Here is a 14208-nt window from a genome sequence, read left to right as displayed (position 1 = left end):
AATTTTACGAATATCCATGACAAGCTTTTCCCACACGTTAACAACTCGCAGCAGTTATAGCAGAGGGCATTCTCCAGCAGGACATAGGGAGTTCAGTTGGGGATATAAGGAAAAGGTGGCGGAATGGCGTGACGCTGACTGCAGAAGATAAAATGGAGTTCACGACACCATAGCGCCGAAGAATGATGGGTGAAACAGGCGTTTATTGCAGTGATGAATGGAAGGCGCGTGATGAAAATTTTACCCGCTGAAATTCCAGTCCAGATTGCAGAAAAGTGGTTTGAGAACGCGCTTCGCATGCTGAGTAGACTGAAACCATGAAGCATGTTGCGTTAAACATTCCAGAGGCGTGATTCATGACACCTCTGGCATGGCATATCCGCTATTTTTTCAGACTGATTTTCTGCAAGGCTTCCCACAACCGCGTTTTATCACCCTGTTCCAGATTCGCTTGATCAAGCGCGTGCAGAAAGGCGGGTTTATCAGTGAAGGGTTTGCCCTGGGCTAATTGCTCACTGATACCGTTCAGGATACTGGCGCTCAGCGCATTAATCTTGCTCCTGACCTGGTCTAACGGCAAAGGCTGCCATCCCTGCTCGGGCGTGGAGAGCCAATCTGCACGATAGCGATACTGAATCGCTTTCGCGGCATCCATCTGCGCCTGCACGAAGGGTTTGACAGACTCCCCCGCTAAGCCCAGTTTTTCAGCTTGCTGTACCGCACTGGCCAGAACTTTGTCTTCCTGCGGCAGGTCTTCTACAGGGAGATGATTAACGGCCTTATAGCCAGCGACATCCTTCATATACGACAAGCGCTGGTTGATGAGTGAAGCGACATCGCTGTTTATTGCCGGTGCCGCCAATGCGGTAGCCGAACAAGATAATCCGACTAATAAAATGATTTTACTGAAATAATTCCGATTCATCTCTGTTTGCCTCTTTTTCCATGAGTCATATAGCGTGGCTAATTTAACTTTTTTTTTCTGACACCGAAACCTTTCCGCCTCCTCCAGCGAACTGATGTATTGAGTCACCAAAACCGGACCTCCCTTACATCGCAGGAGCAGATAATGAAATCGTTTAAAACCCTCGTTTGTACTCTGAGCATCACCGCTGCATTGGGCCTCTCTGCCACCGCTTTTAATGCCATCGCCGCGCTGCCCGTGGGTGCCAAAGCGCCGAATTTCGAGTTACAAGGTGCTTTAGCCGGCAAACCACTCACCTTCTCACTGCAAAAAGCGCTGCAAAAAGGCCCTGTGGTGCTGTATTTCTTCCCAGCTGCCTTTAGCGCGGGCTGTACCATTGAAGCGCATGACTTCGCCGAAGCCACCGATAATTTCACCAAAATGCACGCCACCGTGATTGGCGTGACCGCTGGGAATACCGATCAGGTCAGCGACTTCTCCAAACTGGAATGCCGTGACAAATTTGCGGTCGCTGCGGATCCTGGCGCCAAGATTGCTGCTGAGTACCAGACCACCATGCAAATGAAAGGGAAAACACTCTCCGATCGTACGTCCTATGTGATTGCGCCGGATGGCAACATCCTGCTGAGTTACACTGATAGAAACCCGGATACGCACATTGAGAAAGCCCTCGCCGCCGTGAAGCAGTACGACGACGCGCATCAGCAAACTCACTAAGCAAAGAGGCCAGCGATGTTAACCGCCATGCTGGCCGCCTTCATTGGCGGCATTATTCTTAATCTTATGCCCTGCGTTTTTCCAGTCATCTCACTGAAAGCGCTGGGTTTGTTACGCCACACGGACAACGCTGCCAGCGCGCGACGCGAAGGTTTGGGTTTCCTGCTGGGTGTGATCGTCACCATGATGGCGCTGGCAGGGATTTTACTGGCCGCGCGCGCAGGCGGGGCCGCTGTCGGTTGGGGTTTCCAACTGCAATCCCCCCTGGTGATCGCCCTGCTGTCGCTGGTGATCCTCGCCGCCGCACTTAACTTGCTCGGCGTGTTTGAAGTGGGCTTGTCCGTTCAGCGCGTGGGCGCGGTGGAAATCAATCGCGGCGCATTTTTACGATCTGCGCTCACCGGTGCGCTAGCGATTATCGTTGCCACCCCCTGCGCCGCCCCCTTCATGGCCAGTGCCATTGGTTATGCGCTGGTGCAACCTCCGGCTGTGGCCCTGGTAATCTTCTTTGCACTGGCTCTGGGTTTTGCCGCGCCCTTCACGTTGGTTTCCTTGTTCCCGCGTCTGGCAAAATTCCTGCCACGACCAGGTGCATGGATGGATGTGTTGAAACGCGGTCTGGCCTTCCCAATGTTCGGCGCTTACGCCTGGCTGGTGTGGGTATTAGCGCAACAGGCGGGCAGCGCAGCTTTAGCTACACTGTTAGCAGCCTCTGTCGTTGTCGCGTTTGCTGGCTGGTTGTATGGGATGGCGCAACATCGCCGTTTTGCCGGTAAAGGCCATAAAGTCCTGTTCGCCGTCACCGCCGTATTGATTGTCGCCGTACTGGCGCCGTTGCCGCAGTTGATTAAACCGGGCGAAGGACTGGCTGGCGATCAGGTCACCGCACAGCTCACCAAAGAGAAGTGGACGCCGCAGGCCGTTGCATCACAACGCGGACATGGCAAAGCGATCTTTGTCGATTTCACGGCATCATGGTGCATCACTTGTCAGGTAAATGAAAAAACCTCACTCTCGACGCAGGCGGTTAAAGACGCGCTGGCAAAAACCGGTACGTTGTATATGGTGGCTGACTCCACCAAGTTTAACCCTGATGTCGATGACGCCATGAGCGAGTTTGGCCAGGGCGGACTCCCGATGTATCTGGTTTACCCCGCCGATGGCGGGCCGCCAAAAGTGCTGCCGCAAGTGCTGACACCAGGCATTGTGGTGAATGCGCTGCAAGCGGCCAGCTCGAAGGCGTAAATGTTTCAAGGCGGATTATGCAAGCAAGTGATAGCGCGCGCGAAAGTTGGCCCGCGCTAATGGAACAGGCGCAGGCGGGCGATCAGCTCGCCTACACCCGACTGCTCAAAGCGTTAGTGCCGGTGATACGCGGACAAATACGCAAACAACTCACCGACCAGGCATTAGTCGAAGATGTGATTCAGGATGTGCTGTTAACGGTGCATCGGGTGCGTCACACCTATGATCCTGCCTACCCGTTCTTACCCTGGCTGATGGCTATCATCTCCGCTCGCGCAGTCGATGCCCTGAGGCGGCGCGGACGTCATCAGCAATGGGAAGTTCATGAAGAGACGTTAACTGAAGCCGCCATTGCGCCAGAAACACCACCGCTGGATACGCAAGTGGAGCTGGCAGGCTATTTGCGCCAGCTTCCCTCTCGTCAACGTGAGATTGTTGAACACGTCCATCTACGCGAAATGAGCCTGACTGAAGCGGCAGAACATAACAATTTAAGTGTGGCAGCGGTGAAATCGCTGTTGCATCGCGCGCTGAGTAATCTGCGTCGCTTTGGAGCACACCATGAATAATCACGATTTGTTAATCGAAAAACTCAGCCGCGACATGCAGCCCGTTCAACCGATGCGGCCGACTTATTGGCGTGTCTTGATGTGGCTGCTACTGGCACTGCCCTGCGGCATCGCCGCCAGTTTTCTGGTGCAACGCACCCTCACCGACTGGTCGCAGCCTGGCGCAATGCGCGCGATGGTACAACTGGCTCTGGCCTTTGTTCTGGGTCTAATGGCGATTCGCAGCGCGTTTAATATGAGTATTGCCGGGCGTCAAAGCATCAGTTGGAAAGTGCTGTTGCCGCTGGGCTTACTGTGGTTGGGTTTGAGTCTAAGCAGTATTCCGCACGCGGTTATTGAGCCGCATGACGATGACAGCACACGATGCTTTACTTTCCTCTTGGTTGTCAGCACACCTATGATGGTTCTGATGATCGCCACGCTGCGCCGCACTCGCGCTCTCCACCCGGTACGCAGCCTGGCAATGGCTGGATTGGGTGTCGCCTGCATGGCAGTTACCCTGCTGGCGTTTTGTCACCCTGTGCATCTGCATCCCATGGATTTTGTCATGCATCTGGCCGCAATTGCGGTGATTATCGTCCTGACAGTGCTACTTGGTCGCCGCTGGGTGAGATTAGGTTGAGGTCATTAAGGTATGCCATTCTCCCTATGAAAATAGAAATCAGGAATCTGGCTCCCATTAAATCTACCTCCCCACTATTCTGTCATGTGTTAATTTAATAAATGGAGAGAGGAAACTAAGTGAAGGAATACACATGCCAGTGCTTAACAAGGGGGATTCAAATATGGCAATAATGCCAATGTCATACAGCCCCAATACATTACAACGACGTTTTGAGATTATTGATGAGTTTGAAATGGGTAGTTCTACTTACTGGATTATCTATGATCGCAAAACACCGTTTTCTGCAGTTGTCGATGCTGGGCCGGCACTCATTGAGAACGATCTCCGCCATCGTGTCATTGCTACGTTGGAACTGATTCGCGTTGAGAATTTTGATGGGCTTAGCGTAAAGGCATTCTGGCAAGATGCTGCCGCGCTGCAGGTCGAAGGGGTTGTGGTACAAGAGATCATTCAAGGTTTTGGTCTTGCAACCCGCATGTACGAAACGTTGGTGGTGCATCAAAATATCACGCTGATGAGTGATCATCACCACTATGAAGGCGGGAAAGCACTTTGGAAACACATTGCGCAAAAGTCTCGTCTGCTACAGGTATTTGTTTTGGATACAAACGAAGGTAAATTTTATCCCTACGACGGCACCAAAATACGTTATGACGGCACTTGCATCCCCGAAAGTAAAATTTGGAGTGTTCATCCTGATGAATCCTTGCAGGGGATTATTTTGATTGCTGAGGCTAGAGAAAAAGTCTCAGCATTATCCGTCCCTGTAATATAGACAGGTACAAATAAAGGTGATTAAAACGGCAGCGTATGAAATTACCGCGCTGCCAGTCTTTCTGAGTTCTGTCATTAAAACCCAACCATTAAACTTCTTCTGCCATCTTTTTTTCCTCATTGCGAGCCATGTCGTAAGCGGCCTGTGCTCTCTCCATCTCCGGCCCGTACTCCATCGCCCAACTTGCCAGGGCCATAAATGGCTGCTGCAGTGTCTGCGCCAAAGGTGTGATGCTGTATTCCACACTCACCGGCGCAGTCGGCAACACTTTACGGTTCACCAGCCCATTGCGCTCTAACCGTTTAAGCGCATCGGCCAACGCTTTATGGGTTATGCCATCCAACCGGCGGCGAATTTCATTGAAGCGAGAAGGCTGTGTACAAAGCACAGTGAGAATTAATATTGACCATTTATTGGTAATATTTTCCAGAACCGGTCTTGTCTTACCGATATCAATCAATGGCTTATCATCATTTTTTGGCATGTCGATATACCCTTATATATCTGATATAAATCAAGTGCGTAATTGATATCAAGTATAGTTTTTATATCATCTGATTTCCACCAACACAGGAGAAAGCAGATGGGCAGAATGAATAACAGAGTGGCCGTTGTACTCGGCGGCGCAAAAGGTATCGGGTTGGCTATCAGTCAGCGCCTTGCCAGCGAAGGTGCCACAACCTGGTTTACTTCTCGTCGTGAAGAAGAGTTAGCCGCGGCCAACCTAAAAATCACTGGCAACGCGATGCCACTGCAAGCAGATGTCAGTCGAAAAGACGAATTGAACCGTATCATGGCCACCATTAAAGGCACGTCAGATCATCTGGACGTGTTAGTGATCAATGCCGGTATGTCTGAATATGCCAAACTTGATGCGATCACTGAGCCACATTTTGATCAGATATTCGGGCTGAATGTCCGTTCACCTCTCTTCGCCTTGCAAGCGGCATTACCGCTTCTGAAATCCGGTTCAAGTGTGGTGTTGATTGGTTCTATTGCGGATGTCATCGGCACGGAGGGTTATGGGGTTTATTCTGCCAGTAAAGCGGCTCTACGTTCATTCGCGCGCACCTGGACGCGTGAACTTGCAGCGCGAGGAATTCGAGTGAATGTGGTCGCGCCGGGCCCTGTTGATACTGAGATGATGGCTGCGGCTTCTGAGGATGTTCGCAATGGATTAACCAACGCCATCCCTCTTGGCAGAATGGGTAAACCGGAAGAAGTGGCTAATGCGGCCCTATTCCTCGCCAGTGACGAGAGCAGCTATATTGCCGGTGCGGAAATCTGCGTCGATGGCGGATTAACACAAGTTTAATCTGTTAAGGCAAACAGCCACGCTGCGATGGCTGTTTGCCGCAATGTGAGAAGCCTGTGGCTAACTTGCCAGGTGTTGCACCTCAGCCCACACACCGTCGTCCACGGGAATGCCCATTTCACGATTGCGTTCACGCGTGGCTTTTTGTCGCTCACCGGGCCATGTGACGCCACTGAATCCTTCGGCAACCATTGAGCCATTGACGTATTGCTGAATGGTCTCTGCCAGTTGCTCACTAAAGTTCTGACCGCTGATCTGCGCAGGATCAAACACCATAAATATTTGGCTGGCACCCGTGCAACTGCCCTGCTGAATACGGTCAATCTCTGCAGTGCAACTGCCGCCAGACAGCAATGCCGCCATCGCATCCAGCAAAATTGCCAAACCCGATCCTTTCCAGTAACCCGTCGGCAAGATCCGCATTGACGCTTCGATCGGTGCAGGATCGCAGGTTAAATTGCCCTGCGCATCAAAACCGCCCGCGTAGGGCAACTGTTCCCCTTTCAATCGGGTGACCTGCAACTTGCCATAGGAGTATTGCGACATCGCCATATCCAGCACTAACGGCCCCTGTTTTCCGGGTACCGCCATCACAAACGGATTGTTGCCAAGGCGAGTATTCTTACCACCCCACGCGGGCATGCAGGATTCGGTATTCGTCCAGCAAATGGCGGCCATGCCTTGTTCGGCGGCGCGCCAACCGTAGGTCCCGCCGCGCATCCAGTGTGTGGTATTACGCATCGCCACCAACCCCATGCCATGTTCACGCGCCAACTCTGTGGCGCGATCCACCGCACGGATGGCGTTGGTGATGCCTGGGCCACGCTGTCCATCCCACACTTCCATCACCGACAAGCTTTTCACGCGCTCCGGTATCGCATGAGCATCCACCCAACCCTTTTGCAGATAGTCCACGAAACGGGCAACGCGGTTTAATCCATGCGAGGGAATGCCATCACAGCTGGTTTCTGTATGGATGCGCGCACAGAGCGCTGCCTGTTGCGCATCCAGACCGGCGTTCAACAAAGCTTTCTCAATGGTGGCCTGCATTACTTCAAAGGTTATGCGTGTCATGTTGCTGATTTCCTTTAGCAGTGAGAGATTCTGCGCGTGGATCAATGCGCTTCATAATGTCGTTTTTGCCCCACAAACTGGCCCACGGCCAGCCGGTGAGTTTTTCCGCTACGGCACGCGTTTCGGTGCTGGCCTCTGCGGGATTGCCACCCGCATGACGGCGTTGAATCTCTGCAATCAACAGTGCATGGTTATGACGGTTGAGACTAAAGCCACGTGCGCTGAATAATCCAACGGCGAGGAAAATCACTGCGCCCACGCCAAACACCAGGGCAATTCCGTGGATCGCTTCAGGCGGTTGGCTCACCGCGCCTTTTCCGGCAAAGCCATAAGCTTGTAGTACCAATCCGACGATAAACAGGGCTACCGCCTGTACGGCCTTGCGCACAAACGTCATCACACCGGCAAAAATCCCTTCACGGCGCTGCCCCGTCAACATCTCATCCACATCTGGAATGAAACTGTAGATGTTCCAGCAGACATACTGTGTTCCGGAACGCCCCATCCCCATCACAATCGCCGCGCCCCATACCATCCACATCTCCGCGCTAATACCAAAGGCATAGAAACTGATAAACAACGCGACGCTGGTTAACATCAAATATTGCGCCAGTTTATAGGCCGCACCGTTACCAATATGGATACAGAAGGGAATCCACGCCGCAATGCAGATGAACTGCACCACCGACATAAACGTCATGCTGTTTGCGGCATCGACAGCGTTATGACCAAGCACAAAGATGATGTAGTAAGCCAACACGGCACCTAACACATCCAGCGCGACAAAAGCGCCGAGGTACATGCCAACATGCTGGCGGAAGGTCCGAACATGGAAGGTGGAGAGCAAGGAGCGAAACAGCGCTTTCATGTCACGTTTGAAATCCACTGGCGCGGGTTTTTCAGTGATCTCAATCGCCCGCTCCCAGGTAAAGAAGTAGAGCCCGAAAATGACGATAGCAAATAGCGTGGCAAAGATAATCGCCATATAGAAGAAGGAAGAGGATGCGTTCTCTCCGAGTAGCGAAATAATGACACCCGGTAGCCAGGCAGCCAGAATCCCGGCTCCCATTGAGAAGAACATGCGAACGCCAGTCAGGCGGGAACGCACGTGGAAATCATGAGTCATCTCCGCCGCCAGCGTTTCATACGGCACGATAACCAGCGTATAGCAGGCGTAGAACAGGATGTAAGTCGCGAGATAATAGGCAAAGCCCATGTCGCTCATCCACATCATGATGTAACTGAGAAACACCAGCGGCGCGCCAATCAAGAAGAAAAAGCCACGACGGCCAAAACGCTGTCCCAACCGATTACGCCAGAAGTTGTCAGTGACATATCCCATTAGCGGATCGAAAAAAGCATCCAGTAAGCGCGCAAACGCAATGACTGCGCCTGCCTCTGCCGGGCTCAGTCCACCATAGGTGGTATAAAAGAACATTAGCCATAGGCCGAGCACGGTAAAACTGCCACCGCCAAAAACATCACCGCCGCCGTACGCCAGCATGTTCTTTAGCTTGATAGGTTTCTCTTCCGAACGGTTAATCATCATCGGCACCTTCTCTGGGAGTAGGTACCGATGATTTACTCGCGCCAACTACCATACAAGAATGCTTGTAACTTTTTACGGAAAAGATCACATTTTGAACAGCACCAATGGTTGATATGTGATGACTTAGACGTTTTTTTCATTCACCTCATTTAATTTCTGACGGAATGAACTATGGCGGTGAGTGGTCACTCATCTATGGGTAACTTATTCGCATCTCAACATTCAAAGGAATATTCTTGGGTACAAAGTGCCATCTGCAAGCGACAGCTTAATTGGTGTTTCACGCTTGATATCAGCGAATCCAATATCGACACGCTTATTGCCAATGACGTGCAATTACTGGTCTTTGCACCAGGGTTACGATTTATGTTTTACCGTAAGAACTTCGACAAACGTCGCAGGGTGTTTCTGACTACGATGGAATATTTAAATAACGATGTCAGGCCGGTCATGCGTAAACTGCGTGAACTGGAAGACGTGTAAACGGTCGCCATAAATGGCGACCGTATAACAAAATGGTCTGCATTGTTCGTGCGTGCATTGCTACACGCAGGGGGTGAAAAATCAAAACGTCACTGTGGAATCACTTTCTCCGCTTTCAGTTTATCGAACAAGCTGATAAACGAATCCAGCGTTGCGCGATAACCGGTAAACCCGGCTTTACGGCTTTTGCTCATATCCGTGAACGCTTCCATTGGACGTCCCAGATCGGCATCGGTGTGCCACCACGAAGCCAGTTTATTAATATCCGCCTCACGTAACTGTTCGTGCGCGGCAATGGCACGCCATGCGTCTGCAGCCTCCTGCATCCGCCCTTCTAAAGGCATCATCTGCGCAGGATAGGCAGCGGCCTCAATGCCGAAATACGCTGCCAGACGCGGCCACAGCCAGTTCCAGCGGAACACATCGCCGTTCACCGCGTTGAAATCCTGATTTGCCGCTTCGTCGGCTGTTGCCGCCCACAATAACTGCTCTGCCAGCAAACCGGCGTCAGTGACATCCGCAATACCGTTCCACTGCTCAGGCGAACCGGGGAAGATAAATGGCCAGCCCTTCTCGCGACACAGCGTGGCATATACCGCCAGGGTCTGCCCCATGTTCATGGCGTTACCCAGCGCATAACCAATGATGGTGTGTGGACGATGCACGCTCCAGCGATAACTATATTTCTCAGCGCCAGCAAAGATTTCATCTTCCTGCGCATAGTAGAAGTTATCCACCGGCTGACGTCCCTGCTCTTCGCGGAACGGCGTCACCGGCACCGCGCCTTTGCCATAGGCTTCAAACGGCCCCAGATAGTGCTTCAGCCCGGTCACCAGCGCAACATGTGCACCGTTGAGGCGCTCGCCCAGCGCTTCAATCACATTGCGCACCATGCCGCCGTTCACGCGGATGTTCTCTTTTTCATTTTCCTGACGCGACCAGACGCTAAAGAACAGCGCATCGGGCTTCTCTTGTGACAGTGCGGTGTTTACCGCATCCGCATCGCTGAGATCCGCGGTCACACTACGACAACCTTCAGGGATCGCGCCGCGTCCACGGGATAATCCGGTCACCTGCCATCCTTCACTTTGCAGTTTTTCCGCCAGCGCACGCCCTATAACGCCGCTGATGCCCACAATTAACGCCTGCTTTTGCATTTCAATTCTCCTCTGTTTCAGTAATGATGAGCTTAATAGAGAATTGAGTTCCTATCTCTGGCTTTAATTCACATCATTCACAACCTGGATTCACGAATAGATGCACGATCAACGCCTGAAAGATATCGTTCCCTTTGTGGCCAGCGTCGAGAGCGGCAGTTTCGCGGCGGCGGCAGAACGTTTACACCTGACCGGTTCGGCCGTCAGTAAAAGCGTCACGCGACTTGAGACGCGACTCGGCTCACGCTTGCTGGAACGCACCACGCGCAGCTTGAAACTCACCGATGCCGGCAACGCCTACTATCAAACCTGCCTGCGCATTATGGAGGAACTGGCCGAAGCCGAAGCGGTACTGGCAGCACAGCGCAGCATTCCCTCAGGGCGATTACGCGTCGCCGTGCCCAATACCTATGGCCGACTTGGCGTCATGCCGGTGCTGATTCCATTTTGTCAGCGACACCCGGAACTCGAACTCAATCTCACCTTCTCCGATCGCTTTATCGATCTGTTTGATGAGGGGATTGATGTCGCAGTACGCATTGGCGGATCGCCAGATGTGCCGGCCTCGCTTGGCTGCCGTCAGATGGGCCGCGAGCGCATGGTGTTTTGCGCTGCACCCGATTATCTGGCGCGCCACGGACGTCCCCGCAATGAAAGCGAGCTGTTGCAGCATCAGGCGATTATGTATGAACGTGTCGATGGCAGCAGCAAGCCCTGGCTGTTTACCACTGCCGATGGACATCCACACTGGCGTAATGTGCCGCACCGGATGGCACTGGGTGACGTCGATGCGCAAGTGCAAGCGTTGTGTGGCGGATTAGGCGTGGCGCAGATGCCATCCTGGCTGGTGCGCGAACCGCTGGCACGCGGTGAACTGGAGATCATTTTGCCGGAACAACAGCCCGATGGTTTGGCATTAACGTTGATATGGCCGCGCCGCAAGCAGTTGTTGCCAAAAGTCGATGCGCTATTGACAGCGTTAGCAGAATTACAGATTCGCTGAGGTGGATGACACTCATGCCGCCCAACCATTGCGAAGGTAAAAAATCATATCCAGGTGCACGGTTTGCAGCGCTTCCATAGCTAAGTACACGATTCTCACCCTGGCCATAATTGAGCGAACGTTTTACATTAGCGCGAGGATGGTGTGCGGGGTTAGCGACGTCGCAACAGTGGTGAATACACTTGGTCGCAGCACAACGTATTGAGCTTTTTCCCTATCTCAGCGATGATTCAGCCGTCGCGACAGTCGGTCGCCAAAAAACTGCAGCAGCGTCACCAATGCCACCAGCACCACAATCACCGTTAACATTACCTGCATATCAAAGCGCTGATAGCCGTAGCGATAGGCGAGATCGCCCAATCCGCCTGCACCAATGGCACCGGCCATAGCTGAAGCATTGATCATCGTCACCAGCGTGATGGTAAAGCCACTCACTATGCCGGGACGCGCCTCCGGCAGCAGCACATGCCAGACAATATGCCAGCGATGAAATCCCATCGCCTGCGCCGCTTCGGTCAAGCCTTTGTCCACTTCTCGCAAGCTCACTTCAGCGATGCGTGCAAAAAAAGGCGTGGCGGCAAGCGTCAGTGGCACCACTGCCGCCCAAACGCCATAAGTGGTACCGACAATCCAGCGGGTGAAGGGAATCAGTGCCACCATCAAAATCAAAAAGGGGATCGAACGAAACAGATTCACCACCCAACCCAGAACCCGATTCAACACGGGGCTGGGAAACAGATCGCCGCGACCCGTTACAACCAAAATCACCGCCATTGGCAAGCCAATCGCCAGCGCTAAGAGTGATGAGACGCCGACCATCAACAGCGTATCCAGCAAACCCGTCCATAAACGATCAAGACTCAGTGACATAACCCGTTACCTCCAGTTGATCCGCTGAGTCTGTCAGCAAGTCATATACCTGCGCCGCATCATGATGGGCATCCAGCAGCAACAGCAGTTGCCCGGTGGGCTTACGCTCAACCCACTCGACCGCGCTATAAATCAGCGTTAACGCACCCGGCACGCGTGCGCTGATCGCCGCCAGATCGGGCTGTGCACCCTGACCGTTGTAGCGTAAACGCACTAATAAACGTGAATCTGGCTGCTGGCGCGTCGGTGTCAACAGCGGCTGAAGCGCTTCGGGCAGCGCCGCAAACTGCGGGTTGAGCAACTGCCGCGTGGTTTCCTGTTGCGGATCGCTATAGACCTGCCACACCGGACCGCGCTCCAGGATTTCACCCTGATCGATTACCGCCACCTGGTGGCAGAGATCGTGCACTACATCCATTTCATGGGTGATCAGTACAATGGTGATATGCCGCTGCTGATTGATTTTCTTTAACAGCGTCAAAATCGAACGCGTCGTTTCGGGATCGAGCGCCGAGGTCGCCTCATCGCACAACAACAATTCTGGATCATGCACCAGCGCGCGCGCGATACCAACACGCTGCTTCTGGCCACCGGAAAGTTGGGCTGGCCACGCATGTTGACGCTCTTCCAATCCCACCAGCGCCAGTAACTCATCAACCTTTTGCCGCCGTTGCGCTGCGGGCACCCCCGCTACTTTTAACGGCAACTCGATGTTTTCTCGAACCGTTTTGGCCGAAAGCAAGTTGAAGTGCTGAAAGATCATCCCGGTGCGGCGACGCCACGCCACCAGTTCGCGGTCGGTTAAACGGCTGAGATCGATACCGTCTATCACCACCGTTCCCTGCGTAGGATTTTCCAGACGATTAAGGCAGCGGATCAGCGTCGATTTACCCGCGCCGCTGCGGCCGATAATGCCAAAAATTTCACCGCGCTTAACCTGCAAATCAATGCCCTTTAGCGCCTCTTGCGTCTGTCCGACATAACGTTTGCTCAGCCCACGGATCTGCACGTGCACCTTGCCAGGCGCGTCCATGGTGGGCGTCAACAGCGCCTCACGCTCGCCGGGAATGGTCAGGCTCACCATCCTTACTGGCTCCAGCCAGGCTGATAGAGCTTGCCGTAGAAATCATCCAGTTTGGCGCGCACCACTGGGGAATGCTGGTAAATATCGACAAACTTCTTCAGGCGCGGATCGTCCTGATGCCCTTCGCGCACCACAAACTGAATCACATACTCAGGATGTTCGAGGCCATCAAACAGCAGCGCATTGTTCGGATCGATGGTTTTCGACAAACGCAGATAGTGCGGATAGCCCTGCGCCAGATCGACTTCATCCAGCGAACGCGACAGCTGTACCGCTTCAACTTCGATGATCTTCAGGTGCTTCGGATTGCTGGCAATATCATCCACGGTGGATTTCAGACCCGCACCCGGCTTCAGCGTGATCAGTTTTGCCTTCTGCAACAGCAATAAACCGCGTGCGCCATTAATGGGATCGTTGGCAATCGCCACCGTACCGCCGTCAGGGATCTGATCAATGGCAGTATGTTTTTTCGAATAAAGACCGATGTTATTGATGATCGCCGGTGCATAAGGCACCAGATGGAAACCGCCCTGCTGATTGGCGTTTTCCAGGAAGGGTTTGTGCTGGAACAGGTTCACGTCGATGTCACCGTTCTCAACGCTGACATTGGGTGCTGTCCAGTCTGTGAACTCCACCAGCTGCACTTCAAGCCCCTGTTTTTTGGCTTCGGCCACCGCAGTTTCCAGCGGTGGCGCGAAGGCGGCTGTGGTGCCGACTTTCAGCGGGCCGCTGTAATCATTGGCGGCAAAAGCGCCGAAGGTCAAAATCGAGGCGCTAAGCGCCAGTACCTGTGCAATTTTCATATCAAATCCCTGAG

Annotated in this window: 16 protein-coding genes; 8 read left to right on the top strand and 8 right to left on the bottom strand. The window is 53.1% G+C overall.

The genetic code is table 11. The features are described from left to right. Positions 1-382: 382 nt before the first annotated feature. Entirely contained in the window at positions 383-925 is a 543-nt protein-coding gene (locus tag VH86_RS14510) for a chorismate mutase (protein ID WP_045833314.1), read from the bottom strand. 144 nt (positions 926-1069) lie between these two features. On the opposite strand from VH86_RS14510, the gene VH86_RS14505 reads away from it, so the two are divergent. From VH86_RS14505 to VH86_RS14485, 5 genes are all read left to right on the top strand, one after another. Continuing rightward, positions 1070-1642, top strand: coding sequence for a peroxiredoxin (locus VH86_RS14505; protein WP_045833313.1), 573 nt, complete (start codon positions 1070-1072; stop codon positions 1640-1642). A 15-nt stretch (positions 1643-1657) separates the two neighbouring features. Then, entirely contained in the window at positions 1658-2887 is a 1230-nt protein-coding gene (locus VH86_RS14500; RefSeq protein WP_045833312.1) for a protein-disulfide reductase DsbD, read from the top strand. Between the two features lie 17 nt (positions 2888-2904). Then, positions 2905-3456 carry a sigma-70 family RNA polymerase sigma factor gene (locus tag VH86_RS14495; RefSeq protein ID WP_045833311.1) on the top strand — a complete coding sequence of 184 codons (552 nt, stop codon included), beginning with the start codon at positions 2905-2907 and terminating at the stop codon, positions 3454-3456. Beyond that, positions 3449-4078: an NrsF family protein gene (locus VH86_RS14490; RefSeq protein ID WP_045833310.1), complete on the top strand. Its 630-nt coding sequence runs from the start codon at positions 3449-3451 to the stop codon at positions 4076-4078. The genes VH86_RS14495 and VH86_RS14490 overlap by 8 nt, the downstream gene beginning before the upstream one ends. Positions 4079-4211: 133 nt before the next feature. Then, complete coding sequence (locus VH86_RS14485; protein ID WP_045833309.1) at positions 4212-4856, top strand: hypothetical protein; 645 nt, start codon at positions 4212-4214, stop codon at positions 4854-4856. Positions 4857-4944: 88 nt separating this feature from the next. Here VH86_RS14485 and VH86_RS14480 read toward each other — a convergent pair whose 3' ends face one another. Beyond that, positions 4945-5340, bottom strand: coding sequence for a helix-turn-helix domain-containing protein (locus VH86_RS14480; RefSeq protein WP_045833308.1), 396 nt, complete (start codon positions 5338-5340; stop codon positions 4945-4947). Positions 5341-5439: 99 nt separating this feature from the next. Between VH86_RS14480 and VH86_RS14475 the strand changes: the two genes are divergently transcribed. Then, positions 5440-6171 carry an SDR family NAD(P)-dependent oxidoreductase gene (locus tag VH86_RS14475; RefSeq protein ID WP_045833307.1) on the top strand — a complete coding sequence of 244 codons (732 nt, stop codon included), beginning with the start codon at positions 5440-5442 and terminating at the stop codon, positions 6169-6171. A 60-nt stretch (positions 6172-6231) separates the two neighbouring features. On the opposite strand, the gene yiaK is transcribed toward VH86_RS14475, so the two are convergent. Both yiaK and VH86_RS14465 read right to left on the bottom strand, forming a co-directional pair. Continuing rightward, entirely contained in the window at positions 6232-7245 is a 1014-nt protein-coding gene (gene yiaK, locus VH86_RS14470; protein WP_045833306.1) for a 3-dehydro-L-gulonate 2-dehydrogenase, read from the bottom strand. Continuing rightward, complete coding sequence (locus tag VH86_RS14465; protein WP_231647221.1) at positions 7226-8794, bottom strand: MFS transporter; 1569 nt, start codon at positions 8792-8794, stop codon at positions 7226-7228. The genes yiaK and VH86_RS14465 overlap by 20 nt, the downstream gene beginning before the upstream one ends. Before the next feature lie 171 nt (positions 8795-8965). Here VH86_RS14465 and VH86_RS24715 point away from each other — a divergent pair, with 171 nt between their 5' ends. Then, entirely contained in the window at positions 8966-9277 is a 312-nt protein-coding gene (locus VH86_RS24715) for a hypothetical protein (protein WP_052696618.1), read from the top strand. An 89-nt stretch (positions 9278-9366) separates the two neighbouring features. Here the strand turns inward: VH86_RS24715 and VH86_RS14455 are convergent, their stop codons facing one another. Next, the gene (locus VH86_RS14455; RefSeq protein WP_045833304.1) at positions 9367-10434 is read right to left on the bottom strand and encodes an SDR family oxidoreductase; all 1068 of its coding nucleotides are present in this window, start codon (positions 10432-10434) and stop codon (positions 9367-9369) included. Between the two features lie 100 nt (positions 10435-10534). Here VH86_RS14455 and VH86_RS14450 point away from each other — a divergent pair, with 100 nt between their 5' ends. Beyond that, entirely contained in the window at positions 10535-11437 is a 903-nt protein-coding gene (locus tag VH86_RS14450; RefSeq protein WP_045833303.1) for a LysR family transcriptional regulator, read from the top strand. Between the two features lie 219 nt (positions 11438-11656). Here VH86_RS14450 and VH86_RS14445 read toward each other — a convergent pair whose 3' ends face one another. The 3 genes from VH86_RS14445 to VH86_RS14435 are packed head-to-tail and all read right to left on the bottom strand — an operon-like array spanning position 11657 to position 14194. Next, positions 11657-12307 (bottom strand): methionine ABC transporter permease, encoded by a 651-nt coding sequence (locus tag VH86_RS14445; protein ID WP_045833302.1) that lies wholly within the window; start codon positions 12305-12307, stop codon positions 11657-11659. Next, positions 12291-13391 carry a methionine ABC transporter ATP-binding protein gene (locus VH86_RS14440; RefSeq protein WP_045833301.1) on the bottom strand — a complete coding sequence of 367 codons (1101 nt, stop codon included), beginning with the start codon at positions 13389-13391 and terminating at the stop codon, positions 12291-12293. The genes VH86_RS14445 and VH86_RS14440 overlap by 17 nt, the downstream gene beginning before the upstream one ends. Before the next feature lie 2 nt (positions 13392-13393). Next, on the bottom strand, positions 13394-14194 hold the full coding sequence (locus tag VH86_RS14435) for a MetQ/NlpA family ABC transporter substrate-binding protein (protein ID WP_045833300.1): 801 nt from the start codon (positions 14192-14194) through the stop codon (positions 13394-13396). Positions 14195-14208 lie beyond the last annotated feature (14 nt).

It is taken from the genome of Pantoea sp. BL1 (assembly GCF_000963985.1).
In the GTDB taxonomy this organism is placed as follows: domain Bacteria; phylum Pseudomonadota; class Gammaproteobacteria; order Enterobacterales; family Enterobacteriaceae; genus Pantoea; species Pantoea rwandensis_B.
The sequence above is the reverse complement of the archived record's forward strand: the minus strand, read 5'-3'. Positions and strand labels throughout refer to the sequence as shown.

Excerpts from the sequence above, each read along its gene's own strand:
- VH86_RS14480 (WP_045833308.1), bottom strand. The coding sequence starts at position 5,340 with ATGCCAAAAAATGATGATAAGCCATTGATTGATATCGGTAAGACAAGA.
- VH86_RS14495 (WP_045833311.1), top strand. The coding sequence starts at position 2,905 with ATGCAAGCAAGTGATAGCGCGCGCGAAAGTTGGCCCGCGCTAATGGAA.
- VH86_RS14475 (WP_045833307.1), top strand. The coding sequence starts at position 5,440 with ATGGGCAGAATGAATAACAGAGTGGCCGTTGTACTCGGCGGCGCAAAA.
- VH86_RS14490 (WP_045833310.1), top strand. The coding sequence starts at position 3,449 with ATGAATAATCACGATTTGTTAATCGAAAAACTCAGCCGCGACATGCAG.
- VH86_RS14435 (WP_045833300.1), bottom strand. The coding sequence starts at position 14,194 with ATGAAAATTGCACAGGTACTGGCGCTTAGCGCCTCGATTTTGACCTTC.
- VH86_RS14510 (WP_045833314.1), bottom strand. The coding sequence starts at position 925 with ATGAATCGGAATTATTTCAGTAAAATCATTTTATTAGTCGGATTATCT.
- VH86_RS14485 (WP_045833309.1), top strand. The coding sequence starts at position 4,212 with ATGCCAGTGCTTAACAAGGGGGATTCAAATATGGCAATAATGCCAATG.
- VH86_RS14440 (WP_045833301.1), bottom strand. The coding sequence starts at position 13,391 with ATGGTGAGCCTGACCATTCCCGGCGAGCGTGAGGCGCTGTTGACGCCC.
- yiaK (WP_045833306.1), bottom strand. The coding sequence starts at position 7,245 with ATGACACGCATAACCTTTGAAGTAATGCAGGCCACCATTGAGAAAGCT.
- VH86_RS14450 (WP_045833303.1), top strand. The coding sequence starts at position 10,535 with ATGCACGATCAACGCCTGAAAGATATCGTTCCCTTTGTGGCCAGCGTC.
- VH86_RS14465 (WP_231647221.1), bottom strand. The coding sequence starts at position 8,794 with ATGATGATTAACCGTTCGGAAGAGAAACCTATCAAGCTAAAGAACATG.
- VH86_RS14445 (WP_045833302.1), bottom strand. The coding sequence starts at position 12,307 with ATGTCACTGAGTCTTGATCGTTTATGGACGGGTTTGCTGGATACGCTG.
- VH86_RS14455 (WP_045833304.1), bottom strand. The coding sequence starts at position 10,434 with ATGCAAAAGCAGGCGTTAATTGTGGGCATCAGCGGCGTTATAGGGCGT.
- VH86_RS24715 (WP_052696618.1), top strand. The coding sequence starts at position 8,966 with ATGGCGGTGAGTGGTCACTCATCTATGGGTAACTTATTCGCATCTCAA.
- VH86_RS14500 (WP_045833312.1), top strand. The coding sequence starts at position 1,658 with ATGTTAACCGCCATGCTGGCCGCCTTCATTGGCGGCATTATTCTTAAT.
- VH86_RS14505 (WP_045833313.1), top strand. The coding sequence starts at position 1,070 with ATGAAATCGTTTAAAACCCTCGTTTGTACTCTGAGCATCACCGCTGCA.